Annotated in this window: 24 protein-coding genes and 1 pseudogene; 18 read left to right on the forward strand and 7 right to left on the reverse strand. The window is 63.3% G+C overall.

All coding sequences use genetic code 11. The features are described 5' to 3' along the window. The first annotated feature begins 7 nt into the window (after nucleotides 1–7). From X268_RS25130 to X268_RS25145, 4 genes are all read left to right on the forward strand, one after another. The gene (locus X268_RS25130) at nucleotides 8–1,261 is read left to right on the forward strand and encodes an OpgC domain-containing protein (RefSeq protein WP_245477645.1); all 1,254 of its coding nucleotides are present in this window, start codon (nucleotides 8–10) and stop codon (nucleotides 1,259–1,261) included. A 35-nt stretch (nucleotides 1,262–1,296) separates the two neighbouring features. Continuing rightward, nucleotides 1,297–2,508: an OpgC domain-containing protein gene (locus X268_RS25135; RefSeq protein ID WP_128929379.1), complete on the forward strand. Its 1,212-nt coding sequence runs from the start codon at nucleotides 1,297–1,299 to the stop codon at nucleotides 2,506–2,508. Nucleotides 2,509–2,531: 23 nt separating this feature from the next. Next, nucleotides 2,532–3,020, forward strand: a complete 489-nt coding sequence (locus X268_RS25140; protein WP_128927417.1) for a DUF2059 domain-containing protein — start codon at nucleotides 2,532–2,534, stop codon at nucleotides 3,018–3,020. A gap of 92 nt (nucleotides 3,021–3,112) precedes the next feature. Further along, nucleotides 3,113–4,897 carry an ArnT family glycosyltransferase gene (locus X268_RS25145; RefSeq protein WP_128927418.1) on the forward strand — a complete coding sequence of 595 codons (1,785 nt, stop codon included), beginning with the start codon at nucleotides 3,113–3,115 and terminating at the stop codon, nucleotides 4,895–4,897. Here X268_RS25145 and X268_RS25150 read toward each other — a convergent pair. After that, entirely contained in the window at nucleotides 4,885–6,063 is a 1,179-nt protein-coding gene (locus tag X268_RS25150; RefSeq protein WP_128927419.1) for an MFS transporter, read from the reverse strand. The genes X268_RS25145 and X268_RS25150 overlap by 13 nt on opposite strands. Before the next feature lie 62 nt (nucleotides 6,064–6,125). Between X268_RS25150 and X268_RS25155 the strand changes: the two genes are divergently transcribed. Together X268_RS25155 and X268_RS25160 are read left to right on the forward strand one after the other, a co-directional pair. Further along, nucleotides 6,126–6,938, forward strand: a complete 813-nt coding sequence (locus tag X268_RS25155; RefSeq protein ID WP_128927420.1) for an AraC family transcriptional regulator — start codon at nucleotides 6,126–6,128, stop codon at nucleotides 6,936–6,938. A gap of 255 nt (nucleotides 6,939–7,193) precedes the next feature. Continuing rightward, nucleotides 7,194–8,546 carry a malonyl-CoA decarboxylase gene (locus tag X268_RS25160; protein WP_128927421.1) on the forward strand — a complete coding sequence of 451 codons (1,353 nt, stop codon included), beginning with the start codon at nucleotides 7,194–7,196 and terminating at the stop codon, nucleotides 8,544–8,546. A gap of 195 nt (nucleotides 8,547–8,741) precedes the next feature. On the opposite strand, the gene tarD is transcribed toward X268_RS25160, so the two are convergent. From tarD to X268_RS25185, 5 genes are all read right to left on the reverse strand, one after another. Continuing rightward, complete coding sequence (gene tarD / locus X268_RS25165; RefSeq protein ID WP_128927422.1) at nucleotides 8,742–9,911, reverse strand: D(-)-tartrate dehydratase; 1,170 nt, start codon at nucleotides 9,909–9,911, stop codon at nucleotides 8,742–8,744. A gap of 114 nt (nucleotides 9,912–10,025) precedes the next feature. Continuing rightward, complete coding sequence (locus X268_RS25170) at nucleotides 10,026–10,268, reverse strand: DUF3297 family protein (RefSeq protein ID WP_164937929.1); 243 nt, start codon at nucleotides 10,266–10,268, stop codon at nucleotides 10,026–10,028. An 11-nt stretch (nucleotides 10,269–10,279) separates the two neighbouring features. Next, the gene (locus X268_RS25175) at nucleotides 10,280–10,756 is read right to left on the reverse strand and encodes a glutathione peroxidase (protein ID WP_128927424.1); all 477 of its coding nucleotides are present in this window, start codon (nucleotides 10,754–10,756) and stop codon (nucleotides 10,280–10,282) included. A gap of 2 nt (nucleotides 10,757–10,758) precedes the next feature. After that, entirely contained in the window at nucleotides 10,759–12,159 is a 1,401-nt protein-coding gene (locus tag X268_RS25180; RefSeq protein ID WP_128927425.1) for an amidase family protein, read from the reverse strand. Between the two features lie 156 nt (nucleotides 12,160–12,315). Continuing rightward, the gene (locus X268_RS25185; protein ID WP_128927426.1) at nucleotides 12,316–12,573 is read right to left on the reverse strand and encodes a DUF6894 family protein; all 258 of its coding nucleotides are present in this window, start codon (nucleotides 12,571–12,573) and stop codon (nucleotides 12,316–12,318) included. Between the two features lie 265 nt (nucleotides 12,574–12,838). On the opposite strand from X268_RS25185, the gene pqqA reads away from it, so the two are divergent. From pqqA to X268_RS25235, 10 genes are all read left to right on the forward strand, one after another. Next, the gene (pqqA, locus tag X268_RS25190; RefSeq protein ID WP_007595659.1) at nucleotides 12,839–12,919 is read left to right on the forward strand and encodes a pyrroloquinoline quinone precursor peptide PqqA; all 81 of its coding nucleotides are present in this window, start codon (nucleotides 12,839–12,841) and stop codon (nucleotides 12,917–12,919) included. Between the two features lie 130 nt (nucleotides 12,920–13,049). Continuing rightward, nucleotides 13,050–13,979, forward strand: coding sequence for a pyrroloquinoline quinone biosynthesis protein PqqB (gene pqqB / locus X268_RS25195; RefSeq protein ID WP_128927427.1), 930 nt, complete (start codon nucleotides 13,050–13,052; stop codon nucleotides 13,977–13,979). Between the two features lie 20 nt (nucleotides 13,980–13,999). Further along, the gene (gene pqqC, locus X268_RS25200) at nucleotides 14,000–14,755 is read left to right on the forward strand and encodes a pyrroloquinoline-quinone synthase PqqC (RefSeq protein WP_430648429.1); all 756 of its coding nucleotides are present in this window, start codon (nucleotides 14,000–14,002) and stop codon (nucleotides 14,753–14,755) included. A gap of 25 nt (nucleotides 14,756–14,780) precedes the next feature. Further along, nucleotides 14,781–15,092 (forward strand): pyrroloquinoline quinone biosynthesis peptide chaperone PqqD, encoded by a 312-nt coding sequence (pqqD, locus tag X268_RS25205; protein ID WP_128927429.1) that lies wholly within the window; start codon nucleotides 14,781–14,783, stop codon nucleotides 15,090–15,092. Then, nucleotides 15,089–16,282: a pyrroloquinoline quinone biosynthesis protein PqqE gene (gene pqqE / locus X268_RS25210; RefSeq protein ID WP_128927430.1), complete on the forward strand. Its 1,194-nt coding sequence runs from the start codon at nucleotides 15,089–15,091 to the stop codon at nucleotides 16,280–16,282. Before pqqD ends, pqqE begins: the two co-directional genes overlap by 4 nt. After that, entirely contained in the window at nucleotides 16,272–17,258 is a 987-nt protein-coding gene (gene pip, locus X268_RS25215) for a prolyl aminopeptidase (protein ID WP_128927431.1), read from the forward strand. Before pqqE ends, pip begins: the two co-directional genes overlap by 11 nt. Nucleotides 17,259–17,271: 13 nt before the next feature. Continuing rightward, nucleotides 17,272–17,949, forward strand: a complete 678-nt coding sequence (locus tag X268_RS25220; protein ID WP_128927432.1) for a DUF4286 family protein — start codon at nucleotides 17,272–17,274, stop codon at nucleotides 17,947–17,949. 236 nt (nucleotides 17,950–18,185) lie between these two features. Next, nucleotides 18,186–19,985: an FAD-dependent oxidoreductase gene (locus tag X268_RS25225; RefSeq protein ID WP_128927433.1), complete on the forward strand. Its 1,800-nt coding sequence runs from the start codon at nucleotides 18,186–18,188 to the stop codon at nucleotides 19,983–19,985. Continuing rightward, on the forward strand, nucleotides 19,955–21,802 hold the full coding sequence (locus X268_RS25230; protein WP_164937930.1) for a 2-oxoacid:acceptor oxidoreductase subunit alpha: 1,848 nt from the start codon (nucleotides 19,955–19,957) through the stop codon (nucleotides 21,800–21,802). Before X268_RS25225 ends, X268_RS25230 begins: the two co-directional genes overlap by 31 nt. After that, nucleotides 21,799–22,854 (forward strand): 2-oxoacid:ferredoxin oxidoreductase subunit beta, encoded by a 1,056-nt coding sequence (locus X268_RS25235; protein ID WP_128927435.1) that lies wholly within the window; start codon nucleotides 21,799–21,801, stop codon nucleotides 22,852–22,854. The genes X268_RS25230 and X268_RS25235 overlap by 4 nt, the downstream gene beginning before the upstream one ends. A gap of 48 nt (nucleotides 22,855–22,902) precedes the next feature. On the opposite strand, the gene X268_RS25240 is transcribed toward X268_RS25235, so the two are convergent. Continuing rightward, on the reverse strand, nucleotides 22,903–23,487 hold the full coding sequence (locus X268_RS25240) for an STM3941 family protein (RefSeq protein WP_245477647.1): 585 nt from the start codon (nucleotides 23,485–23,487) through the stop codon (nucleotides 22,903–22,905). A 189-nt stretch (nucleotides 23,488–23,676) separates the two neighbouring features. On the opposite strand from X268_RS25240, the pseudogene X268_RS25245 reads away from it, so the two are divergent. After that, nucleotides 23,677–24,299: pseudogene (locus X268_RS25245) on the forward strand (hypothetical protein). A 38-nt stretch (nucleotides 24,300–24,337) separates the two neighbouring features. Further along, the gene (locus tag X268_RS25250) at nucleotides 24,338–24,787 is read left to right on the forward strand and encodes a DsrE family protein (RefSeq protein WP_128927436.1); all 450 of its coding nucleotides are present in this window, start codon (nucleotides 24,338–24,340) and stop codon (nucleotides 24,785–24,787) included. The last annotated feature ends 247 nt before the right edge of the window (nucleotides 24,788–25,034 follow it).

Below are 25,034 nucleotides of genomic sequence, written 5' to 3' on the forward strand. Positions count from 1 at the left end.
CCTCCGATTGATCTGGCTCGCCGCCTGGTTCGCCAGAGGTTACCCCCAGTCAAAGCGGCATGGCGTCGCGTCGGCTTCGTCGCCGTCCCTCACAACACCTGGCTTTGCCGTCGCCAAGGGCGAGCGAGAACTGCGGCTCGACTTCTTCCGCGGCCTGGCCCTCTGGCTCATTTATGTCGATCACGTTTCACCCGACCTCCTGACATGGGTCACGATACGCAATTATGGGTTTAGCGACGCCGCCGAAGTGTTCATCTTCATCTCCGGCTTCACCGCAGCCCTGGTCTACGGTCGCGCAACCTTCGAGGCTGGCTTCGTGATCGGGACAGCGCGTGTGCTGCGGCGGGGCTGGCAAATCTATACCGCGCATCTTCTGCTCTTCCTGGTCCTGATGGCCGAAATCGCGTTCGTTACTACGGTTTCCGAGAAGCCGGCGTTCTACATCCAGGAGATGGAGGTCGGAGAATTCTTCAAACAACCTGGTTCCGAAATGATCCAGGCACTACTGTTGCGATTCCGCCCGCTGAACATGGATGTTCTGCCGCTCTATGTCGTTCTGATGGCTTTTCTACCGTTGGTGCTGCTGCTCGCTAAATTGCACCGGGATCTGCCGCTCGCTCTATCGGCCGGACTCTATGTGCTCATGCTTCGATACGACCTGCATTTGTCGACCTATCCAGACGGCTTCTGGTCGTTCAATCCTTATGGATGGCAGCTGCTGTTCGTGTTTGGCGCCTGGTGCGCGCTTGGCGGAGGCAAGCGACTATCGCCGATCCTCAATTCCCGATCCGTGTTCTGGCTGGCCGTCGCCTATCTCTGCGGTGCTTTCTTTGTGACCATGACGTGGTATTTTCCGTCCCTGGAGCAGGCGATCCCCGGCTGGGTGGCGGGGCTGATCTATCCGATTAACAAGACCGATTTCGACATCCTGAGGTTTGCGCATTTCCTGGCGCTGGCCGTCGTCGCGCTACGCTTCGTGCCGGGCGACTGGGCGGGGTTACGATCGGCCTGGGCGCGCCCCCTCATCCTTTGCGGACAGTATTCTCTTCAAATTTTTGCGCTCGGCGTCGCCCTGTCATTCGCAGGCTACGCACTGCTCATCGAGCTTGATGCGGGCTTCGTGCTGCACCTGGTGGTCGGCGCCGGCGGCATCTTGATCCTGTACGGCATTGCAAGGGTATTCACGTGGTACAAATGGTCAATGTCCGGGCACGAGCGCGCCAAGGCGGATATACCAAAGCTGATCGCGCAACGTTCTTGATGATGACTTACTCAACCGGGGGGGGGCTGGCTGATATGGCGAAAGAGAGCACGGATCCTTTTGTCGTAGAGCGGGACTTGAGGCTCGATCTCTTGCGCGGCCTCGGCCTCTGGATGATCTTTCTCGACCACATTCCGGACGACGTCGTGGCCTGGCTCACGCTGCGCAATTACGGCTTCAGCGACGCAGCGGAGTTCTTCGTTTTCATCTCCGGTTATCTCCTCGGATTCATTTACGTTCCCATCGTGGCGGCGGGCCGGTTTCTTCCGGCGTTGAAGCGACTGTGGCTGCGCGCCTGGCAAATGTACGTTGCCCACATCCTGCTGTTCCTCGCCTTCACGGCACAGATCGCCCGTGCAGCGCGGAAGTGGGACAATCCCATGTACAAGGACGAGTTCAACGTCGCCAACTTCCTCGCCCATCCCGACGAGTTGATCGGCAAGGCGCTCACGCTGCAATACAAACCCGTCGATCTGGACGTCCTGCCGCTTTACATATCCCTGGTTTTCGTTTCGCCGTTCGTGGTGTGGTGCCTCGTGCGACGCCCGAATCTGACCTTGGCAGGTTCGATCGTGCTGTACCTGCTCGCTCGCTATTTTGACTGGAACCTGCCGTCCTACCCGAAAGGGGCGACGTGGTATTTCAATCCGTTCGCCTGGCAATTGATGTTCTTTTTCGGTGCTTGGTGCGGATGCGGCGCGGTCGCTCAAATCAGCGAATTCCTTCAGTCGCGCATCGTCTTCGCAGTCGCGATCAGCTGGATCGCTTTTGCGCTGGTGATCGTGATGACCTGGCACAGCGCATTTCTGGAGTCGTTGATCCCGAAATGGATGATCAAGCTGATCTATCCGATCGACAAGACGGACCTTGACATGCTCCGGTTCACGCACTTTCTTGCGCTGGCAGTCATCGTCTCGCGCTATCTCAGCCGGGATTGGGCCGGACTGAAGTCGAGATGGCTCCGTCCGTTGGTGTTGTGCGGCCAGCATTCGCTGCCGCTGTTCTGCCTCGGCGTCTTCCTGTCGTTCGGGGTGCATTGGATACTGGTTCAGTGGAAGCACCAGGTGATCGAGCAAATTCTGCTCAGCATCGGTGGAATGGTCGTCATGAGCGCGGTCGCCTGGCTTCTGGATCGTGCACAACGGGTCCCAAATCTCTTCGTGGACGCCAGCAGCGACGAGCGCCTGGACACCATCCTCCAACCGGAGGCAACGCCCGTGGCTCGCACTCAGCCGAGCGCCGCGTGAGCAGATGCGCGGAGGAGACAGGCATGCACAAGGTGCTGACGATTGTTTGCGCCATCCTGCTCACAATGGGTATCGCGCGGGCAGACGACCCATCATCCGCCGCAATGGACGCGGCTCGGAGCTTTGTCATGACGCTGAGGGTGACCGATCAATACAAGGCTCTGCTTCCGGGCATTCTGTTCAGCCTTCGACCGGTTCTGTCTCAGGGCCGTCCGGAGATCGAGCGGGACTTTGACGCCGGAGTGCCGGCTATTTTGGAAGCCGGCCAATCGAAATACAACAATACGATGATCGAGCGCGCTGCAGCGTTCTACGCGGCGAACTTCTCAGTGGAAGAACTGCACGAGATCGAAGCGTTCGGCCGCACCGCGACCGGACAGAAATACATCGAAAGATCGCGCGAATTCTCGGAGACCGGCCGAAAGATCGCCGAGGATATCTCGCGCGAAGCGAGCGACGAGATCAAGGGACAGATGACCCAGCTGCTGCGGGACAAAGGTCACAAGTTCTAGGGATCGGCCATGCCGGACAAAGCCAGATGCAGCCCATCGAAGGCAGGCTCCAAGAGGCCTAGCAACTCGCTTTGCAGGCGAGCGAGCCGCACATGAGATCGGACCATGCGCTGTTGAGAGTTGAAGCAGAAGCAGCGAGCGACCGGATTTCCGTCGAGCACGCAGCGAAGGGCCTTGTTGAGAGCCCTCGGCGCAGCATCACCCCTTCGAACACCTTCGACTTTTTAGCCCTGGCATTTCTTGCAACTCTGGTTGTCATCGCGTGCTTCACAGCGAAGGACTACGCCATTTCCAATGACGAGGCCGTCCAGCATCGCTACGGCGAATTGATCATCGCATACTATCAGAGCGGACTGCGGATACGCGATCTCTTCACCTTCGATAACCTGTATCTCTACGGAGGTCTGTTCGACGTCATAGCAATCGCGCTCGGCCAAGTCATCCCCGTCGATATCTACGAATTGCGGCACATTCTCTGCGCAGCTACGGGCCTCGCAGGCATCGCGTTCAGTGGCGCTGCCGCGCGGTCGATCGCCGGACCTCGCGCGGGCCTCATAGCCATGATCGCGCTTGCGCTCTGTGGCGCTTGGTACGGCGCCATGTTCAACCACACCAAGGATATTCCCTTTGCGGCGGCCATGGCCGGAGCGACACTGGTCCTTCTCCGCTTGGCCCGCCAACTGCCAGCGCCGCGCACCCTGCATGTTGCGGTTTTCGGCTTTCTTGCCGGGGCAGCTCTCGGGCTGCGAAGCTATGGTTTTCTGCTGTTCGTCTATCTCGGACTTGCAGTCCTGATCTATCTGCCCTGGACGGAAAGCCGCGCTGCGCGCCTTGCCTTTGCGGCCAACTCCCTGTTGAAGATATGTCCTGCCGTGGCGGTCGCCTATCTGCTGATGATCCTGGCCTGGCCGTGGGCTGCGCTTTCGCCGCTCAATCCCGTCCGTGGCCTATTTGCGTACTCGGAATTTCAGTATGCGATCCGAACGCTGTTTGCCGGGCGCGCGTACGAAATGGCCCACGTGCCGCGCATCTATGTTCCCTTCTATCTCTTCATCCGCGTGCCGCTGATCACCCAGGCCGGCGCCGCGCTGGCGATGGTTTCGCTGCTTTGGCGTCCCGTCAAGCAAGGTCCGGACCGGTGCCGCGATCTCGCATTGCTATCGGCGATGGTTCTGGTTCCCCTGGGCTGCCAAGCGCTCGTTCATGGCCCTGCATTCAACGGCATGCGCCATTTCCTTTTTGTGCTTCCTCCTCTGGCCACGCTGGCCGGCGTTGGTCTAAGCGACGTCCTCGATGCGATTGCCCTGCGCGGCCGCCGACTGGCCTGTGCGGGACTTGCCGTGGTGTGCGCGTCCTTCCTGTCGGAAGGGGTCATGCTGGCAAGGCTTCATCCCTACGAGAACCTGTCCTACAACGCCGTGACCGGAGGACTTCCGGGGGCTTTTCGCCGCTTTGACCTGGACTACTGGTTCAACAGCATGCCGGAAGCCATCCGAATGCTCGAGACGTTCGTCCGCGAAGAGACACCGCTCGAAGATAAAACATCGACGGTCTATTCCGTTGCCGTATGTGGAGAACGCCCGGCGTTCGATCACACTGTCACGCTTCCACAACTGCGTTGGGACTTCCGGTCCGAATGGGACGAGTCGGAATTCTTTATCGCTCCGACGCACATGAACTGCGATCGCGACCTCGATGGCGAGATCATCGGCAGCGTGGAAAGGTTGGGTGTTACTATCGCCTATGTGAAGGACAGGCGAGCCATTGTGAAGCGGCCGACGACGAACATCTCACCACCGTTCGCTCGTCAGCTTCCCGCTGCGAACGAGATCGCGCAAGAATCTCGACAGCGGTCTTCTACCGATCAGGCGTTTTGACCAGCCGGCGTCCTGATCTCGCGCGGCAGGATGATGGCCGCTGCGATCGCGAGCAGGCAGAGGCCGGCGAAGGCGTGCAGCATGGTGACGAAGCCGCCCTGCTCGTAGAGCCAGGCGACCAGGCCGACCGAGGCCCCCGCCGCGGTGAAGCCGATGAAGTAGCGCACGGCGTAGGCGCGCGAGCGCCATTCCTCGCTGGTGTACTTGCCGACCATGGCGTCGTTGACCGTGACCTGCCCGAACGCGCCCATGACGATGCCGATCGACACCAAAATCAGCGGCAGATTCTCTAGGCTGGCGGCCAGATACAGGAACGGCGCCAGCATGAAGGAGAGCGGCAGCGCCACCGTCTTCAGCGAATAACGGTCGAGCAGCCGGCCGATCGTGTACTGGGTCATCGCGCCGAACACATAGACGCAGGCGGCGATGCCCCCGAGCAGCGCCGGGCTCCTGGTGAGATCGGCCAGCCGCTCCGCAAACAGCTTTGGCAGCGCCACCGTGACGGCGTTGAACGTCGTGGAGATCGCGATCACCACGATTAGCAGCGATAGCACCACGCGCCACATGTCCCGCTTGGCCACCCGCGCCTGCGCGGCTGCCTGCTTCGAGCTCTTGCGGTCCTCGTGCACGACCAGCATCGCAAAAGCGATGCCGATCAGGATCGTGACGATGCCGGGGATGATGAAGGCGAAGCGCCAGCCGAGATACTGCCCGATCACGCCTGTCACCAGCGCCGAGGAGGCGACGCCGAGATTGCCCCAGACGCCGTTGATGCCCATCTCGCGGCCGAGCCGGTCGGCATAGGACACGATCATGGCGGTGCCGACGGGATGATAGATCGAGGCGAAGATGCCGATCGCGAGCAGAGCGGCGCCGAGTTGCGCCGGGGTCTGCACCAGGCCGACCGAGATCATGGAGAGGCCGATGCCGACGAAGAAGATCACCATCATGTGGCGGCGGCTCCAGCGGCCCCCGAGCCAGCCGGTCAGCAGCGAGCCCGCGCCGAAGGCGACGAAGCCCGGCGTCGCATAGGGCAGCAGTTCCGAATAGGCCATGCCGAGCGCCGGCCCCATGATGATCACCGCGGCGGCGAAGATCAGCATCGAATAGTGGTCGATGAAATGGCCTGCGTTGACGAAACTGATGACACGGCTGGGGCTGTTCATTCCCGGAATCCCTTCCTGCTCCGAAATGAGTTATATGTCCTCCCCATGACGGGGTGCCGCCAATGACTGTCTTCGAAACGCCAATCTTGGAAACGCCAATCCTGCGGGAGGTCCGGAGCAACCATCGCTCGCCCGCCGGCGTGCACCTGGTCGCGCGCGACTATCCCAAGGGCATGCGGATCGACCCGCATTTGCACCGCGAGGCGCAGCTGATCTATGCGGTACGCGGCACCATGCAGGTGACGACGCCGGAGGGACGCTGGCTGGTGCCGCCGGACCGGGCCGTCTGGGTGCCGGCCGGGCTCGAGCATGCCCTCGACCTGCTCGCCGACATCGAGATGCGCACGCTATATTTCGACCTCGCCTGGCTCAAGCGCGAGCAGCGCTATGAGGGGTTGACCAGGGAGTTCGTGGTGCGGGTGTCGCCGCTGCTCAACCAGGCGATCCTTGCCCTGTTCGACGCGCGCAACACCGAGGAGCGCACCGAGCTATTGGTGCGCCTCGTGATGCTGGAATTGCACCAGGCCGAGGATTCCGCACCCTTCGTGCCGTTGCCGCACGAGCCGCGCTGCCGCCGCGCCGCGCTGATCGTGCTGGACGACCCCACCGGCCTGCACGACATCGACACACTGGCGCGCGAGGTCGGAACCTCGGCGCGCACGCTGTCGCGGCTGTTCTCGACGGAGACGCAACTGAGCTTCAAGAGCTGGTGCCAGCGCGCGCGGATCGCAGCTGCGATCCAGCGCCTGTCGACGGATGCCAGCGTGTCGGTGAAACAGCTCGCAACCCAGCTCGGCTATGCCAGCGTGCCGGCGTTCTCGGCCGCGTTCCGCCAGGTGACGGGCCGGACGCCGACGGAGTTTGCGGGGAAGTAGGCTGCCATTGGGGCGGGCAATCCAGTATTCCAGAAGCGAAAAGCCGCGGCGTACTGGATGCCCCGCATGCGCGGGGGCATGATAGCGCGTTTTGGGGTGAGCAGACCGCGCGACATCAACCTCGCCGGGCATGTCGGCATTCTCCAAACGCACGGCCCGACTAAAGTTGCCGCATTCCTCCGCTTGATTGTGATCGGTTTCCGCCCAAATCCCGTGTAAGCTTCCGCAACGCACAAACCTGATACGAAAGCCCCGATGGCCAACGCCTTCTTCTCCGACCTGCTCGCCACCATCTCCGAGCGCGGCCGCACACTGCTTCGTCGTGGCGATTCCGCCGATACCAGGCGGGATGCCGATGGGCTGCTCGAGCTTTGCGACGCGCTGCTGTCGGGCCGCGGCGAAGCATCGGGCGTCGCCATCGCGCGCGAGGTGCTCGACATCTATCGAGAGCTGGATGCGGCGGGACGCCGCGCCTTCTTCGACGGACTGGTGCGCGATTTCGGCCCGGACCGGGAGCGCCTGTCCAAGGCAATCGAGAAATGGCGTGTCGCGCCTAGCGACGAGGACGCAAGCTCGCTGCATTTCGCCTCCGAGCCGCGGCGGCAGGAGCTGATCCGGCGGCTCAACCGCGCGCCCGGCGGCACCGGCGATCTCGTCAGCATGCGCGCCGACCTGCTCGGCATGATGAACGGACACACCGATCTCGCCGCGCTGGATCGCGACGTCTCGCATCTTCTCTCTTCGTGGTTCAACAGGGGGTTTCTCGTGCTGCGCAGGATCGACTGGTCGACCCCGGCCAACATCCTCGAAAAGATCATCCGTTACGAGGCCGTGCACGAGATCTCGGACTGGGATGATCTGCGTCGCCGCATCGATCCCGTCGACCGCCGCTGCTACGCCTTCTTCCACCCTGCGATGGTAGACGAGCCCCTGATCTTCGTCGAGGTGGCGCTGACCGAGACCATCCCCGGCGCAATCGCGCCGCTGCTCGCCGTCGACCGCCAGTATCTGCCGATCGAGCGCGCGCGCACTGCCGTGTTCTATTCGATCTCCAACACCCAGCGCGGGCTCGGCGGAATTTCGTTCGGCAGCTTCCTGATCAAGCAGGTGGTGGAGGAGCTGCGCCGCGAGCTGCCCAAGCTCGACACTTTCGTGACGCTGTCGCCGGTGCCGGGCTTCATGGCATGGGTGAAGCAGGACAGGGATTTGCCGCTGTCGGACGAGGACCGCGAGACGCTGAAGCGCCTCGACGATCCCAAATGGTTCGAGAGCCCCGAGACGACCGCGCTGCTGCGCGGCGTGATCGAGCCGCTCGCGGCGCACTATTTCCTCAAGGCCCGCACGCCGAAAGGCAAGATGATCGACTCCGTCGCCCGCTTCCATCTCGGCAACGGCGCCCGGCTGGAGCGCATCAACTGGCTGGGCGACCTCTCGCCGAAGGGCGTGCGCGAGTCGGCCGGCGTGATGGTGAACTACCTCTACCGCCTCGACGACATCGAGAAGAACCACGAAGCCTATGCCAACGACGGCGAGGTCGTGGCGTCGAGCACGGTGAAGAAGCTGCTGAAGGGTGAAGGGCGGAGGCTGCTGGATATGCGGTTGTCGTAGCACAACCGCAGCTGTCGTCCCGGACAAGCGAAGCGCAGATCCGGGACCCATAACCCCAAGGTCGGGTTTGGCGAAGACTTCGGAGTGACCCGCTCGCTCCATAACCTCTCCCTGGGGTTATGGGTCCCGGATCGGAGCGCGCTTAAGGCGCGCTTGTCCGGGACGACAGCGAATGTGGAGCGGCCGTCCCCGCCCCTACTCCGCCAGCGCCTTCATCTCCTTGTAGAGATCGGACTTGCCCTCGAAGCCGATGCCGGGGAGATCCGGCATGGTGATGTGGCCGTTCTCGACGCGCACGCCGTCGGGGAAGCCCCCATAGGGCTGGAACAGGTCGGGATAGCTCTCGTTGCCGCCTAGGCCGAGGCCGGCGGCGATGTTGAGAGACATCTGGTGGCCGCCATGCGGGATGCAGCGGCTGGGGGACCAGCCGTGGGTCTTCAGCACGTCCAGCGTGCGCTGGTATTCGCACAGGCCGTAGGACAACGCGCAGTCGAATTGCAGCCAATCGCGGTCGGGGCGCATGCCGCCGTAGCGGATCAGGTTGCGGGCGTCCTGGTGGCTGAACAGATTCTCGCCTGTCGCCATCGGACCGGGGTAGAACTCGGCGAGCGCGGCCTGCAGCGCGTAGTCGAGGGGATCGCCGACCTCCTCGTACCAGAACAAGGGATAGTCCCGCAGCATCTTAGCATAGGCGATGCCGGTCTCCAGATTGAAGCGGCCGTTGGCATCGACGGCGAGTTGCGCGTCCTTGCCGATCTCTTCCAGCACGGCCTCGATGCGCTTGCGGTCCTCGTCGATAGCGGCGCCGCCGATCTTCATCTTCACGACGTTATAGCCACGATCGAGATAGCCGCGCATCTCGCCGCGCAGCATCGACAGGCCCTTGCCGGGATAATAGTAGCCGCCGGCGGCGTAGACGAAGACGCGCGGATTGGCGGTGACGCCGTGGCGTTCGGCGAGCAGACGGAACAGCGGCTTGCCGGCGATCTTCGCCACCGCGTCCCACACCGCCATGTCGATGGTGCCGACCGCGACCGAGCGTTCGCCGTGGCCGCCCGGTTTCTCGTTGGTCATCATCGCGGCCCAGACCTTGTCGGGGTCGAGATTGTCGCTGGCTTCATCCAGCAACGACTTCGGATCGGCCTCCAGGATGCGCGAGGCAAAGCGCTCGCGGATCAGGCCGCCCTGCCCGTAGCGGCCGTTGGAGTTGAAGCCGTAGCCGACGACGCGATTGCCGTCGCGCACCACGTCGGTGACGACGGCAACGAGGCTGGTCGTCATCTTGGTGAAGTCGATATAGGCGTTGCGGATCGGGGACGAGATCGGTTTGGTGATCTCGCGGACGTCGACGATGCGGACGGACATGGGGTTGGACTTTCGATTACTATCGCATCATTCCGGGATGGTCCGAAGGACCAGACCCGGAATCTCGAGATTCCGGGTTCTCGCTTCGCGAGCCCCGGAATGACGGCTTCGCCGTCACTTCTTATCCCGGAAATACGGCTCGACCGGGCCGTGCACCTTGATGGTCAGCGGATTGCCGTAGCGGTCCTTGGCGTTGCCGGCGGTGACGCGGACCCAGCCTTCGCTGATGCAGTACTCCTCGACATTGGTCTTCTCGATGCCCTTGAAGCGGATGCCGACGTCGCGCGACAGGATGTCCGCGTTGTAATAGGGGCTGTTCGGATCGACCGACAGACGGTCCGGAAATTCGTCGCTCATGATTGCCTTGCTCACAACAGTGTTTCGATTTGATTCCGCAGTCCTTCAGGCCGTGCGGTCGGCGCGTAGCGGGCGACCACCTTGCCGGCACGGTCCACCAGGAATTTGGTGAAATTCCATTTGATGGAGGCGCCTAACAGGCCCGATTGCTGGTGTTTCAGATACTCATACAGGGGATGCGCCGTCGGCCCGTTGACATCGATCTTCTCGAACAGCGGGAAGGTGACGTCGTAGTTGGTCGAGCAGAACGCCTGGATCTCGCTCGCCTGCCCCGGCTCCTGCGCGCCGAACTGGTTGCAGGGAAAGCCGAGCACGGAGAAGCCGCGCGGAGAGAGATCGCGATGCAGCTCCTCCAAGCCGCGATATTGCGGCGTGAAGCCGCATTTGCTCGCGGTGTTGACGATCAGCAGCACCTGCCCTTCGAAGCGGCGCATCGGCACCTCCTCGCCGGCCAGCGAGTTGGCCTTGAAGTCGTAGATGGCCGACATCGCTAGCCCACAGGGTCGATCGGCGACGGCGGCACGCCGCCCGCCTCGATCGCTTCGCCCGCGAGCAGGCAGAGATCCTCGCGATAGCGGCCCGAGACGACATGCACGCCGACCGGCGCCTTGCCGACGAGACCGGTGGAGACCACGAGGCCCGGCAATCCCATGAAAGGAATCGCGATCTGCGGGAGCTGCGCTTCCCAGACCCGCTTGAAGGACTCCTCGTCCTTGCGGTCGAGATGATCCGGGAACGGCAGCTCGCCGGACACCGGGGTCAGCAGCACCGCGTATTTCTCGAAGAACAGCATCCATTCGCGGGTCAGCGTGGCTCGCCGAGTCAGCGCCTTGGCGTAATTGGCCTGGTCCATCGGCGTGACCCTGGCGCGGGTACCGCGCAGACAGGCCAGCGCACCGGGATCGCCCTCGCGCTCGGCCGCCTCGAGCTGCGCCTCATAGCCATCGCCGAGCCAAAGCTTGATCTGCCACTCGACCGCCTCGCGCATCGGCGGGGGGTCCTCGATCACATCGACGGCCCAGCCGGCGCGCTCCAGGCGCTTGCCGGCATCGCTCACCGCCGCCTTCACCTCCGGCGTGGTGGCAAGGCCGCCCGGATTGAGGCAGAGCGCGGCGCGCTTGTCCCGTGCGGGGCCTTGCAGCGGCACCGGCACGAACCAGGGATCGCGGATGTCGCGAGCCGACATCGCTTCGAGCGAAATCCTGATATCGTTGATGGTGCGTGCGAGCGGACCAGACACCGCCATGATCTGCGGCCCGATCGGGCGCTCCGGCAGCGCCGGGTTGAAAGCCGGGATGCGGCCGAGGGTGGGACGCAGGCCGTGGACGCCGCAGGCATAGGCGGGATAGCGGATCGAGCCGGCGATGTCGGTGCCGTGGGCGATATGGCCGATGCCGGCCGCGACCGCCGAGCCGGCGCCGCCGGAGGAGCCGCCCGGGGTCAGCGAGGGGTCGCGCGGGTTCTTGGTGTCGCCGTGGATGAGATTGGTGGTGAACCAGCGATAGGAGAAGGCCGGGCAATTGGTGCGGCCGAGCAGGATGGCGCCAGCTTTGCGGAAATTGGCGACCACCGGATTGTCCTCGCGCGCGATCACGTCGCGCTGGAGCTTCAGGCCGTTGGTGGTGGCAAAGCCCTCCTGGTCGACATTGGCCTTGATGGTGACGGGCACGCCGGCGAGCACGCCGGGATCCTCGCCGCGCGCGATGGCGGCATCGACAGCGTCGGCCTGCTTGAGCACGTCCTCCGGCCGGTGGTCGATCACCGCATTGAGCCTGGGATTGACGGCATCGAGCCGGGCGAGGCCGGCCTTGGCAGCCTCCCTGGCGGAGACTTTCCTGGATTTGACGAGGGTGGCGAGGTCGGCGGCCGACAGGCGCCAGAGATCTTGCATGGCTTGCTCCGTGTGACCGGCGTCTTTTAGCGCCCGGAACGCGGCAAAGCCATGCGGATTTCGCAGGCATGAAGGGCGGGTTTGGTGCGGGATAGCGCCTCATTCTCCATCATTGCGAGGAGCCCTTGCAATGACGGTGGAAAGAGTTGGAGGTCGCTAATGCCTCGTCGCGGACGGATCCGGCATGTCCAGCAGCGCCTCGGTGAAGGGAAACTCCAGCACGATCTCGCCTTCGGCGTCGGTCACCTCGATCACTGCATCGAGCAGGGCGCGCTGGGTGCCCTCCGACTTCACCACCTCCAGGATCATCTGGCGGGCGACCTCCCAGGCACGATCGGGGTTGCGCAGATCCTCGCCGTCAGGATCCACGATCAATTCGTCGCCGATACGGGTGTTGAAGAAATATCTGGGCATGCCTGATCCAATGGGGTCGCCTGTAGCCGATTGGAAGCCGATCTATACTCACAACTCGTTTATCCCGACAGGGATCACGACCTATCGGCGGTTTTTGCGTCGGTCGTTCGCTCACTTTGCGGCAGCAACAAGCTTTCTTTGCACTGCAACAATTCAACCGGCCTACTACCTAGGTCCGGGAAAATTTCACTAGCGAACTTCTGCACTCGCATTAACTTAGCGGGTGGGCGGATACGTCCGAATTCGCAGAAAATGGAGAGCCAAAATGGCATGGAAAGCCCCGAAGATCGTCGAAGTGCCCTGTGGCATGGAAATCAACATGTATGTGAGCGCCACCCGCAAGTAAGCCGGTTGGCGATCTCGCGTTCTGCGGCGGTGGATCTTTCGGTCACGATGCGTTTCCGAAAGAAGGAATTCTTGTCGGCAGATGCGTCGGCCTGAGATCCACCGCGCGTGTTCCCTCCAGGAGACGGATCATGCTTCGCCTCGTCGTCCTGGGCGCCGCAGCCGGCGGCGGAGTTCCCCAGTGGAATTGTGGCTGCGAGGGCTGCCGGGCTGCCCGCAATGGTGGGCCTGAGCTGCACCGGACGCAGGCCTCGGTCGCCTTCAGCGGCGATGGCGAGAACTGGTTCCTGATCAACGCGTCCCCCGACCTGCGCCAGCAATTGAATGCCACCCCGCAACTGCACCCCAAGGCCGGGGTGTTGCGCCATACGCCAATTGCGGGCGTGATTTTGACCAACAGCGAAGTGGACGCGGTGGCGGGTCTGCTCTCGATGCGCGAGAGCTCGCCGTTCACGATCTATGCGCATGAGAAAGTGCTGGCGATCCTTGCCAGCAACAGCATCTTCAACGTGCTGAACGAGAAGCACGTGCGGCGCCAGCCGATTGGCATCAATGAGCCATTCGAGCCGCGTCTCGCCGACGGCGCCCGCTCCGGACTGGAGGTGCTGCCCTTCGCGGTCTCGGGCAAGTCGGCCTGGTATCTGGAAGGCAAGGCGCATCCCGGCGGCGACAGCGGCGACGGCGATACGCTGGGCCTGAAGATCACCGACAAGTCGACCGGCAAATATTTCTACTTCATCGCCGCCTGCGCCGACGTGACCGACGCGCTCAAGGCCGAGATCGACGGCGCTTCGCTCGTGTTCTTCGACGGCACGGTCTGGCGGGACGACGAGATGATCAGGGCCGGGCTCGGCCACAAGACCGGCAAGAGCATGGGCCACGTCGCGATGTCCGGCGAGGACGGCGCAATTGCGCGGCTGGCCGATCTCACGCTCGACAGGAAGATATTTCTGCATATCAATAACTCGAACCCGGCGCTGCTGCCTGCCTCGCACGAGCGCAAGGCCGCCGAGGCGGCGGGCTGGCAGATACCGGCGGATGGAACGGAGATCGTGCTGTGAATACGGCGTCAATGACTGGAATGACTGCACTCTCGATCGGCAAGGACTTGAAGCTCAACTCGGCCGAGGAGCTCGAGGCTACGCTGCGCCATATCGGGGCCACGCGCTATCACAGCCTGCACCCGTTCCATAAGCTGCTGCATGGCGGCAAGCTGAACAAGGGCCAGGTGCAGGCTTGGGCGCTGAACCGCTACTATTACCAGAGCACGATTCCGATCAAGGACGCGGTGGTGATCTCGCGCTTCCGCGATCGCGCCACGCGCCTGGAATGGCGCCACCGCATCGAGGACCATGACGGAGACGTCGGGGCCGAAGGCGGCATCGAGCGCTGGATCAAGCTGACCGAAGGCCTCGGCCTCGACACGGCTTACGTGGAATCCACCGAAGGCATCTTGCCGGCGACGCGCTTTGCAGTGGAAGCCTACGTGCATTACTGCCGCGAGAAGAGCCCGCTGGAGGCGATCGCCTCCTCGCTCACCGAGCTGTTCGCGCCGAGCATCCATGAGGAGCGCATCGCCGGCATGTTGCAGCACTACGATTTCGTCAATCCCGACACCATGAGCTATTTCAAGCGCCGCCTGACGCAGGCACCGCGCGATGCCAATTTCGCGCTTGATTACGTCAAGACGCACGCCACGACGCCGGAGCAGCGCGCCCAGGTGTGCAACGCGCTGATCTTCAAGACCAACGTGCTGTGGGTGCAGCTCGACGCGCTCCAGCACGCCTATGTCGAGGGCCACATTCCGCCGGGCGCGTTCGTGCCCAAAGAAAACTAAGAAGGCGAATTGAAGGACGAGGGCAATGGCCGGGCCGCGGAACATCAGCGTCAGCGAGGCGAGCCGCCCCGTGCTGCCGCGGCATGCCAAGCTGAAATATGACGAGACGCGGAAGGTCTGGGTAATCCTGGCGCCGGAACGGGTGCTGGCGCCGGACGAGATCGCGGTCGAGGTGCTGCAGCTCTGCGACGGCAAGCGCAGCGTCGGCGACGTGTCCGACCAGCTGGCGGCGAAATACGCGGCGCCCCGCGAGGCGATCCTCGCCGACGTCATCGTCATGCTGCAGGACCTCGCCGACAAGGGCTTTCTCACCGAGATCAGGGAGAAGACGCCATGAGCGACGTGCTCCCAAACATCCCGCCCGAAACCAGCGACAGCCTCGCGGTGCTGGAGAAGCAGCGCTCGACGGCGGAGACCTTCGGCATTCCGCTGGCGGTGCTGCTTGAGATCACGCATCGCTGTCCGCTGCAGTGCCCCTATTGCTCCAACCCGGTCGAGCTCGACCGCTCGGGCAAAGAGCTGACCACCGAGGAATGGAAGAGGGTCTTGAGCGAGCTTGCCGAGATCGGCGTCTTGCAGGTGCATTTCTCCGGCGGCGAGCCGACGGCGCGCAAGGACCTCGTCGACCTCGTCAAGCATGCCAGCGACGTCGGCCTCTACACCAACCTCATCACCTCGGCCGTGCTGCTGACGCGAGAGAAGCTCAGCGAGCTCGCAGATGCCGGGCTCTGCCATGTGCAGATCTCTTTCCAGGGCATCGAGGAAGGCCTCGCCGATCGCGTCGCCGGCTACAAAGGCGGCCACCGCAAGAAGCTCGAGGTGGCGAAATGGACGCGCGAGCTCGATCTGCCGCTCACCGTGAACGCGGTGATGCACCGGCAGAACCTGCACCAACTCCCGGACATCATCCAGATGGCCATCGATCTCGACGCCGACCGGCTGGAGGTCGCCAATGTGCAATATTACGGCTGGGCGCTGAAGAACCGCGCGGCGCTGATGCCGACTGTGGCGCAGCTCGACGAGTGCACCGCCATTGTCGAGGCGGCACGGGAGCGGCTGAAGGGCCGGCTGACCATCGACTACGTCGTCCCCGATTATTACGCGTTGCGGCCGAAGAAATGCATGGGCGGCTGGGGCCGGCAGTTCTTCAACATCTCGCCCGCCGGCAAGGTGCTGCCCTGCCACGCCGCGGAGAGCATCACCGGGCTCGCGTTCGAATCCGTGCGCTCCAACCATTCGATCGCCTGGATCTGGCAGAACTCGGAGGCCTTCAACCGCTATCGCGGCACCGGCTGGATGAAGGAGCCGTGCAAATCTTGCGAATTCCGCGAGATCGATTTCGGCGGCTGCCGCTGCCAGGCCTTCGCGCTGACCGGGGACGCCGCCAACACCGATCCGGCCTGCGCGCTGTCGCCGCTGCACGAGACCATCTTCAAGCAGGCGGAAGCCGAGGCCGAGGGCGAGACCAACCGCTTCCTCTATCGCAACTTCGCCGGTGGCACCCTGGAATCCGAGAATGGCGCCTGACGCCGACGCCGGCACAGCGGCGAGACGCGCCGATCCCTTTGCGCCGCTGACCTCCGACATGCTCGACGTCGGCGACGGCCATGAGCTCTATGTCGAAAGCGTCGGCCGCAGCGACGGCATCCCCGCGATCTATCTGCACGGCGGACCCGGCAGCGGCTGCCAGCCGGACCATCGCCGGCTGTTCGATCCCGAGCGGATGCATGCGGTGTTGTTCGACCAGCGCGGCTGCGGCCGGAGCCGGCCGAAGGGATCGCGCGCGCACAACACCACGGCGCATCTGATCGCGGACATGGAGAAGATCCGCGAGAAATTCGGCTTCGAACGCTGGATGATGGTTGGCGGCTCCTGGGGCGCCACGCTGGCGCTGGCGTACGCGCAGACGCATCCCGAGCGTGTCTCCGGCATTGCGCTGCGCGCGACGTTCCTCGGCACGCGGGCGGAGGTCGAGACCGCCTTCACGGGTCGCCTGCAGCAATTCTACCCCGCACTCTACGAGGATTTTCTGAGCGTGCTGCCGCCTGAGGAGCGCGCGCAGCCGGTGGAAGCCTACTATCGCCGCATCCTCGATGCCGATCCTGCCGTCCACGGACCTGCGGCGCGGGCCTGGCACGACACCGAGCGCGCGCTGTCGGAGCACAAGGCGGGCAAGACGCGGCTCGACCTCGCCTCACTGAATGTGTGGCGCACGCTGCCGGCGACGCCGTTCATGGAGGCGCATTATTTCGTCAACAATTCCTTCATGGGCGAAGACCAGTTGTTGCGAGACGCCGAGCGCCTTGCCGGCATTCCCGGCATTATCGTGCAGGGCCGCTACGATCTGCTGTGTCCGCCGCAGACGTCCGACGCACTCGCGAAAGTTTGGCCGGGTTCCGAGCTTCGCATCGTGGAAGAAGCCGGACATTCGCTCTATGATGCCGGCGTGAGGGATGCGGTGATGAAATCGATCGCCGACCTCGCATCGAAGATCGGGCGATAAGGGGACAAGAAAAATGCCGCTCGCCGGGAAGGGCATGCTGCTGACGTCGATGAACATCGACGCGGCCGACGAGGCCGATTTCAACCGCTGGTACGATCGCGAGCATCTGGAAGAGCGCGTCGCGATCGAGGGCTTCCTGGAAGCGCGGCGCTATGTCGCGCATGCCGCCAATCCCAAATATCTCTCGCTGTACTCGACCGAAACGCTCGACGTGCTCGACAGCCCCGCTTACCGCGCGCGTCTGGCCAACCAGACCGAATGGTCGCGGCGGAGCATGGCGCATTTCAAGGACATGCTGCGCGTGGTCGCGCGCATCACCATCAGCAAGGGCACCGGCCGCGGCGCAGCGCTCGGGCTCGTGCGGCTGCGCCCCACGCCGGACAACGCGGGCGCATGGCGTGACGCACTGCAAGAAAAGCTGGCACCGCAGGACCGCGACGGCCTCATCTCGATGCATCTGCTCGAAAGCGAGCCGGAATTGTCTGGCGCGACGGCGGACATTCCGGCGGTGCGCAACGAAGGCGCGCGCGACTGGTTCGTGCTGATCGACGGCACGCATGTCGGCGCGGTCTCGGCCGTGATCGCCGAACGCTTCACCGGACCTGCCGCCGCGCCCTTCCCGCTCCCGGTCTCCGTCGGCACCTACTGCCTGATGTGGGACCTGGCGAAGAGCGACATCGCGCGCAACTGACGCGCTCGCACGCATCGCAACATGCTGCACCGCACGCACATTGCGCGCGCCGTTAATGCTGTGTGCGCGTGGCTCCCATGAAAGCGAGGACATCCACAAATTTGCCGTTGTACTTGGGAATGGTTCTAATAAGCTAACCCAATGACGTCATTCAGAAACCAGATCGACGCGCGTTAAGCGTCCGCCAAGCTCAAAAGAGGCCGCCGGGTCTTTGGGCCTGCGCGGACAGGGTAGGAATGAAACCGACCGATATCGCGGCCCCCGACTACTTTCACAAAGTGGTCGATTGCCAATGGGCCTGTCCTGCGCACACCCCGGTTCCCGAATACATCCGACTGATCGCACAGGGCCGCTACAGCGACGCCTACATGATCAATTGGAAATCGAACGTGTTTCCCGGAATTCTGGGACGCACCTGCGATCGCCCCTGCGAGCCGGCGTGCCGGCGCGGACGCGTCGAGGAAAATCCCGTCGCGATCTGCCGCCTCAAGCGCGTCGCCGCCGACTTCAAGGACAACATCAAGCAGCGCCTGCCCAAGCCCGGTCCGAAGAACGGCAAACGCGTCGCGCTGGTCGGCGGCGGGCCCGCTTCGCTGACGGTGGCGCGCGATCTCGCGCCGCTCGGCTATCACTGCACGGTGTTCGATGCCGATCCGGAAGCCGGCGGCATGATGCGCACGCAGATCCCGAAATTCCGCCTGCCCAATTCCGTGATCGACGAGGAGACCGGCTACATCCTGAATCTCGGGGTCGAGTTCAAAGGCGGCCACCGCGTCGACAGCATGAAGGGTCTGCTCGCGGAGAAATACGACGCGATCTTCGTCGGCTCCGGCGCGCCGCGCGGCCGCGAGCTCGACATTCCCGGCCGGAAAGAGGCAGCCGCGAACATCCATATCGGCATCGAATGGCTGGCCAACGTGTCATTTGGCCATACCGATAAGATCGGCAAGCGCGTCATCGTGCTTGGCGGCGGCAACACCGCGATGGATTGCTGCCGCACCGCGCGCCGGCTCGGCGGCGAGGACGTCAAGGTCGTCGTGCGCTCCGGCTTCGAGGAGATGAAGGCCTCGCCCTGGGAGAAGGAGGACGCGATCCACGAGGACATTCCGATCCTCAACTTCCTCGTTCCCGTCGCCTTCCTCCACGACAACGGCAAGCTCACCGGCATCACCTTCCAGAAAGTGAAGGCCGAATACGATGCCAAGGGCCGCCGCAACCTCGTTCCCTCCGGCGAGCCGGACCAGACCTTCGAATGCGACGACGTGCTGGTCGCGGTCGGCCAGGAGAATGCCTTCCCCTGGATCGAGCAGGATTGCGGCATCGAGTTCGACAAATGGCACATGCCCAAGGTCGATCCCAAGACATTCGTCTCGACCAACCCGAAGGTCTTCTTCGGCGGCGATGCTGCGTTCGGCCCCAAGAACATCATCTGGGCGGTCGCGCACGGCCATGACGCCGCGCTGTCCATCCACAAGATGCTGTCGGGCGAGGACATCACCGAGCGCCCGCTGCCCGACGTGGAGGTCTCATCGCAGAAGATGGGCATCCACGAATGGAGTTATGACAACGACATCTCCAACGACAAGCGCTACAAGGTGCCGCATCGCGACAAGGTGATCGCGCTGAAGGACATCCGCGCTGAAGTCGAGCTCGGCTATGACGTCAAGCTCGCGCTCGGCGAGGCGCATCGCTGCCTGAACTGCGACGTGCAGACCGTGTTCTCGACCTCGCTTTGCATCGAGTGCGACGCCTGCGCCGACATCTGCCCGATGGATTGCATCACCTTCACCGCCAATGGCGAGGAAAACGATCTGCGCCAGCGGCTGAAGGCGCCCTCCGCGCATCCGGATCAGGACCTCTACGTCTCCTCGGATCTAAAAACCGGACGGGTGATGGTCAAGGACGAGGACGTCTGTCTGCATTGCGGGCTGTGCGCCGAGCGCTGTCCCACCGGCGCCTGGGACATGCAGAAATATTTCATCGAGATGACTCACGCAGGTTCGACATGTCCGACAAGAAGCCGATCAGCAGCGTAAACGACTTCGTCGTCCGCTTCGCCAACGTCAACGGCTCCGGCTCGGCCAGCGCCAACGAGATGTTCGCACGCGCGATCCTGCGCCACGGCGTGCCTGTGTCTCCGCGCAATATCTTCCCCTCCAACATTCAGGGCCTGCCGACCTGGTACGAGGTGCGGGTCACCGAAGACGGCCATCTCGGCGCCCGCGGCGGCGTCGACATGATGGTGGCGATGAACCCGCAGACCTGGGACAAGGACGTCGCCGGCATCGAGCCGGGCGGCTACCTGTTCTATGATTCCACCAAGCCGATGCCGTCGGCCAAATTCCGCGACGACATCACCGTGATCGGCGTCCCCTTAACCGCCATCACCAACTCGACCTACACTGATCCGCGCCAGCGCCAGCTGTTCAAGAACATCATCTATTTGGGCGCGCTTTCGGCCCTGCTCGAGATGGACCCCAAGCTGATCGAGCAGCTGATCGGCGAGCAGTATAAGGGCAAGGAGAAGCTGCTCTCATCCAACGTCCACGCCCTGCATCTCGGCCGCGACTGGGCGCTGCAGAATCTGAAATGCCCGATCGGGCTTCGCGTGAGAAAGTCCGACAAGGTCGGCGACCGCATCTTCATCGAGGGCAACAGTGCCGCTGCGCTCGGCGCCGTCTATGGCGGCGCCACCGTCTGCGCCTGGTATCCGATCACGCCCTCCTCGTCGGTGGCCGAGGCTTTCACCGCCCACTGCAAGAAATACCGGCATGATCCCGAGACCGGCAAAGCAAAATACGCGATCGTGCAGGGCGAGGATGAGCTGGCTTCGATCGGCATCGTGATCGGCGCCTCCTGGAACGGCGCCCGCGCCTTCACCGCCACCTCAGGCCCCGGCATCTCGCTGATGACGGAGTTCATCGGCCTGTCCTACTTCGCCGAGATTCCGGCCGTGATCATGAACATCCAGCGCGCCGGCCCCTCCACGGGCATGCCGACCCGCACCCAGCAATGCGACATCATCGCCTGCGCCTATGCCTCGCATGGCGACACCAAGCATGTGCTGCTGTTCCCAGAGGACCCTGCTGAAGCCTTCGAGTTCGCAGCGGCCGCCTTCGATCTCGCCGAGCGGCTGCAGACCACGATCTTCCTGATGCTCGACCTCGACATCGGCATGAACCACCGGCTCTGCCGCCCGCTGAAATGGGACGATGCCAAGCAGTACGACCGCGGCAAGGTGATGACCGCGGAAATGCTGGAGGAAGGCCGCGACTTCGGCCGCTATCTCGACGTCGATGGCGACGGCATCCCCTATCGCACCTATCCCGGTACGCACCCGACCAAGGGCTCCTACTTCACCCGCGGCACCTCGCGCGACCGCTATGCGCGCTATTCCGAGGAAGGCTCGGTCTATGCCGACAACATGCAGCGCCTCGTCCGCAAATTCGAGACCGCCCAGGACCTGGTGCCGCGGCCGCTGCAGGCCAATGCGGAACGACCGACCAAATACGGCGTGATCTATTTCGGCTCGACCTCCCCCGCCATGGACGAGGCGATCGGCCTTTTGGAAGCACGCGGGCACCAGCTCGACCGCCTGCGCATCCGCGCCTTCCCGTTCCACTCGAGCGTTGCAAGCTTCCTCGCTGAGCACGACTTCGTCTACGTGGTCGAGCAGAATCGTGACAGCCAGCTCCGCCAGCTCATCGTCAACGAGAACGGCATCGATCCCGTTCGCCTCGTGCCGATCGTGCATTACGACGGCACCCCGATCACCGCCCGCTTCATCGCAAAAGCCATCGGCGACCACCAGGATCACCTCAAGGTGACCCCGCTCCGCAAGGCCGTGTCATGACCTACATCGCAAAGCCGAAATTCCATCATCCGGGGCTGAAGAAGAACGCGCTCGGCTACACGCATCGCGACTACGAGGGCAAGATCTCGACGCTGTGCGCGGGCTGCGGCCACGATTCGATCACGGCCTCGATCATCGAAGCCTGCTACGAGCTGTCAATCGAGCCGCATCGGGTGGCGAAGATCTCCGGCATCGGCTGTTCCTCGAAGACGCCGGATTACTTCCTCGGCAATTCGCACGGCTTCAACTCCGTGCACGGCCGCATGCCCAGCGTGCTCACGGGCGCCAACCTCGCCAACCGTGATTTGATCTATCTCGGGGTCTCCGGCGACGGCGATTCCGCCTCGATCGGGTTCGGCCAGTTCGCGCATTCGATCCGGCGCGGCGTCAACATGACCTATATCGTCGAGAACAACGGCGTCTACGGCCTGACCAAGGGCCAGTTCTCGGCGACGGCCGACCGCGGCTCGAAGAGCAAGAAGGGCGTCACCAACACCGACAACGCCATCGACCTCGTCGCGATCGCCCTCCAGCTGGGGGCCACCTTCATCGCGCGCTCGTTCTCGGGCGACAAGAGCCAGTTGGTGCCGCTGATCGCGGCCGCGATCGGCCACAAGGGGGCGTCCTTCATCGACGTCATCAGCCCCTGCATCGCCTTCAACAACCACGCCGGCTCGACCAAGAGCTTTGATTATGTCCGCGAGCACAATGACGCCGTGAACCGGCTTGACGTGCTGGTCGGCCGCGACCCGATCGCGGTCGATTACGCGCCGGGCACGGTGCAGGTGGTCGAGCAGCACGACGGCAGCAAGATCGCGCTGCGCAAGATCGACGCGGATTACGATCCGCACGACCGGCTGGGCGCCCAGACTTTCCTGGCGCGGCACGCCGCCAAAGGCCAGATCGTCACGGGACTTCTTTACGTCGATCCCGACGCGGAAGATCTGCACGAGCACCTCAACACGGTCGAGACGCCGCTCAACTCGCTGGAGGCGGATACGCTGTGCCCGGGTTCGGCGGTGCTGGACAAGATCAACGCCAGCCTGCGGTGAGACGCGCGGTATCAGAAGGCTATCGGCATCGGCCGATGCCGGGATGTCTTAATTGACCGGCTCGGGCTGCGTCGCGGGACTGGCCGTATATGCCAAGCGGCCGGCCTTCCAATATTGCTTGCAGGTCTCAAGCAGCGTTTCGCCATCCATCGTCAGGCCGCCAGGATTGATGAGCACGCCCTCCGCGCCGATCGCTTCGTTCATCACCGATACGACGCGCTTCAGAAGGCCAACGTCGAAGCGACTGGCGACAAGCGGGTCGAGCTTGAGCACCACGATCGCCTGACTGCGATACCGCCAAACCGATACGTCCCGCACCGATCTCCAGGAGATGGTGTCATCGGCGATACGGGTATCGCGAATACCGACGCGGGTAATGAAAAGGACCGGTTGCCTGCTTGAGACCAGGCGCCAAAGCGTCCTGCAGGTCATGAATCCAAACAATGCGACACCAACGTAGCAGGCTGTGATCTGGAACTCGGAGAGAGTCTTGACCTGAAACCAGTTGAACGCGACTGCGGCGGACAGCAGCGTCAGCAGCAGGCCGGCGCCCAGCAGCTTCAGCAGCCGCAGCGCGGAATAGCCGATCGCAAGGTTGGGCAAGTTCTGACTTACGGACATTTTGACCGCCACCAGTCATCTGCAGCAACCAGGGGGTTACCGCCCCTGCTTGCAAGCCTTAAGGCTGGAACCTTGCGCGAGGCTGCCGGCAAGGTGCGCGACCGGGAGGGCTTGAACGCGCCGCTCCCCGCCTGCGACTAACCCCCAGTCGGCTCCCCTGCTCGTTGCGAGGCGACGACGGTTCAAATGCTTGGTGCGATCATGAAGCTTGCTCTTGTCCTTCCGTTCGCTTTTGCCGACCTCGTGGGCGTCGCCCGCGCCGATGAAGCCGACAAGGTCCGGGAAACCACAAAGGCCGAAGCCGAGGCCTTCACGGCCCGGGTCTATGCGGGGGCCCCGGCGACAAGGCCTATGCCTGCTTCGTCCGGCGCTACGACGCAGAACATCTGGCCCGTCATCCCAAGCAGAAGGTCGCCTCGATGAAGTTGCTCATTTCGGCGGAGACCGACAAGGAGGACAAGCAGTTGCACAACTCGTTCCGCATGGGCTTCCGCTATCGCCATCGCAGCGGCGATTTCGACTCCAGCGGGTCGTGCGGCAGTCACGCGGTGCTGCTCAGCCAGGGCGACGAGGTCCGCATGGGCTGCGGCGTCGACTGCGAAGGCGGCGGGATCGAAGTGGCGCTGTCCAAGGACAACAAGTCTGCCATCATCCGCCTCGAACAGATCCGGGTCTGGCAAAACAACAAGCCGGACGACGAAGCCGAGCACGCGCTGGTGGCCGGCGCTGATGACAAGATCTTCCGGCTCGACCGCACCAACAATAGCGAATGCGCTTCGCTCGTGATCGACCGTAAGGAACTCGCCGCGCTGCGTCACAAGTGATATCTCTGCGGCAACGTCAGGCAATCAGGGAGAACGCCATGAACCGCCGCAACATCTTGTGGAGCGCCGTCTCGGCCTTGGGCGCAGCGCTCGGCGCCTCCAGCGCAAAAGCCGCGACGGACGCGAGCGCGAGCAACAAGCTGAAAGTCGTGTACCACCTCAGCGACGCCGAGAAGGTCAATTTCGTGCTCGGCAACATCCAGAACCACATCGACGGTGTCGGCGGCCCCGAACATGTCACCATCGCGCTTGTGATCCACGGGCCGGCGCTGAAGGCATTTCATGCGACGCAGACCAACCCTGATATCAGCAAGCGGATCGGCGAATTCTCCAAGGACGGCATCGAGCTCGCCGCCTGCGGTAACACGATGAAGGCGCAGAACGTCACGCTCAGGGATCTGCTGCCCGGTTTCGTCAATGCGGAGAAAGGCGGCGTGGTGCGCCTCGCCGAGCTGCAGTCGCAGGGATATCTGTATTTGCGGCCGTAAGACCGACTTGGCCGCCGGTGTCTCTCCGTCATTGCGAGCCACCGGGTCCGCGCCAAGCGCGGCCCGATGACAGGCTCCGCGAAGCAATCCAGAATCCCTCCGTGGAGACAGTCTGGATTGCATTGTCGCAAGGGCTCCTCGCAATGAGGCGGAGGGGCCAGCGAAAGCCAGTCCCATATCCCCTCGCTCTTGACTTACCTATAACTCCATGGTTATGAATTAATCCATAACTTTCTGGTTATGGATT

The organism is Bradyrhizobium guangxiense (assembly GCF_004114915.1).
Lineage (GTDB): Bacteria > Pseudomonadota > Alphaproteobacteria > Rhizobiales > Xanthobacteraceae > Bradyrhizobium > Bradyrhizobium guangxiense.

Coding starts and splice junctions, on each gene's coding strand:
- X268_RS25135 (WP_128929379.1), top strand. CDS start 1,297: ATGGCGAAAGAGAGCACGGATCCTTTTGTCGTAGAGCGGGACTTGAGG.
- X268_RS25150 (WP_128927419.1), bottom strand. CDS start 6,063: ATGAACAGCCCCAGCCGTGTCATCAGTTTCGTCAACGCAGGCCATTTC.
- X268_RS25155 (WP_128927420.1), top strand. CDS start 6,126: ATGACTGTCTTCGAAACGCCAATCTTGGAAACGCCAATCCTGCGGGAG.
- pqqE (WP_128927430.1), top strand. CDS start 15,089: ATGAGCGACGTGCTCCCAAACATCCCGCCCGAAACCAGCGACAGCCTC.
- X268_RS25250 (WP_128927436.1), top strand. CDS start 24,338: ATGAACCGCCGCAACATCTTGTGGAGCGCCGTCTCGGCCTTGGGCGCA.
- pip (WP_128927431.1), top strand. CDS start 16,272: ATGGCGCCTGACGCCGACGCCGGCACAGCGGCGAGACGCGCCGATCCC.
- X268_RS25160 (WP_128927421.1), top strand. CDS start 7,194: ATGGCCAACGCCTTCTTCTCCGACCTGCTCGCCACCATCTCCGAGCGC.
- X268_RS25170 (WP_164937929.1), bottom strand. CDS start 10,268: ATGAGCGACGAATTTCCGGACCGTCTGTCGGTCGATCCGAACAGCCCC.
- pqqB (WP_128927427.1), top strand. CDS start 13,050: ATGCTTCGCCTCGTCGTCCTGGGCGCCGCAGCCGGCGGCGGAGTTCCC.
- pqqD (WP_128927429.1), top strand. CDS start 14,781: ATGGCCGGGCCGCGGAACATCAGCGTCAGCGAGGCGAGCCGCCCCGTG.
- tarD (WP_128927422.1), bottom strand. CDS start 9,911: ATGTCCGTCCGCATCGTCGACGTCCGCGAGATCACCAAACCGATCTCG.
- X268_RS25220 (WP_128927432.1), top strand. CDS start 17,272: ATGCCGCTCGCCGGGAAGGGCATGCTGCTGACGTCGATGAACATCGAC.
- X268_RS25225 (WP_128927433.1), top strand. CDS start 18,186: ATGAAACCGACCGATATCGCGGCCCCCGACTACTTTCACAAAGTGGTC.
- pqqC (WP_430648429.1), top strand. CDS start 14,000: ATGACTGCACTCTCGATCGGCAAGGACTTGAAGCTCAACTCGGCCGAG.
- X268_RS25180 (WP_128927425.1), bottom strand. CDS start 12,159: ATGCAAGATCTCTGGCGCCTGTCGGCCGCCGACCTCGCCACCCTCGTC.
- X268_RS25175 (WP_128927424.1), bottom strand. CDS start 10,756: ATGTCGGCCATCTACGACTTCAAGGCCAACTCGCTGGCCGGCGAGGAG.
- X268_RS25230 (WP_164937930.1), top strand. CDS start 19,955: ATGTCCGACAAGAAGCCGATCAGCAGCGTAAACGACTTCGTCGTCCGC.
- X268_RS25145 (WP_128927418.1), top strand. CDS start 3,113: ATGAGATCGGACCATGCGCTGTTGAGAGTTGAAGCAGAAGCAGCGAGC.
- pqqA (WP_007595659.1), top strand. CDS start 12,839: ATGGCATGGAAAGCCCCGAAGATCGTCGAAGTGCCCTGTGGCATGGAA.
- X268_RS25235 (WP_128927435.1), top strand. CDS start 21,799: ATGACCTACATCGCAAAGCCGAAATTCCATCATCCGGGGCTGAAGAAG.
- X268_RS25140 (WP_128927417.1), top strand. CDS start 2,532: ATGCACAAGGTGCTGACGATTGTTTGCGCCATCCTGCTCACAATGGGT.
- X268_RS25185 (WP_128927426.1), bottom strand. CDS start 12,573: ATGCCCAGATATTTCTTCAACACCCGTATCGGCGACGAATTGATCGTG.